The 514-nt window shown below is 61.3% G+C and carries 1 pseudogene; it reads left to right on the top strand.

Features of this window, described 5'->3' with window-relative positions:
- Positions 1-249 precede the first annotated feature (249 nt).
- A pseudogene (locus IE224_RS21250) lies at positions 250-514 on the top strand (hypothetical protein); the annotation flags it as partial.

The following is a 514-nucleotide window of genomic DNA, read 5'->3' on the forward strand; positions in this document are numbered from 1 at the left end:
GCCCGCGCCTTGTCGACCATGTGCCCTTTGGCCACGGAAACACCCAGACCTTCATCGCCGCCCTGCGCCATGACCGGCTGGACGCGCCCTGGGTGATCAATGGTGTCATGAACCGCGAACTGTTCGCGCTTTATGTCGAAACCCAACTGGACCCGACACTGCGACCCGGAGATGTGATCATTCTGGACAAGCTGTCACCGCACAAGAGCCCCAAGGGCAGCGGCGAGCACGAGCGCCGCTGGCGCGTGGTTCTTGTTCCTGCCTCCCTACAGCCCCGACCTGAACCCGATCGAGATCATTCGAGCGTTCACGCGGACCCATGGCGTTCACGCCCTCACATTCGCGAAGCTCAAGGCCCTGATCCGGAAAGCCGCCGCGCGAACCCAAAAGGCTCTCTGGCACGCTGTCGGGCAGGTCCGCGATCTTTTCACCGATGGGGAATGCTACAATTTCTTCAAAGCCGCCGGATATGAAACCGATCAAACGCAACACGCCCTAGGCGGCAGCGTCCTTT

The organism is Paracoccus aerius (genome assembly GCF_014656455.1).
In the GTDB taxonomy this organism is placed as follows: domain Bacteria; phylum Pseudomonadota; class Alphaproteobacteria; order Rhodobacterales; family Rhodobacteraceae; genus Paracoccus; species Paracoccus aerius.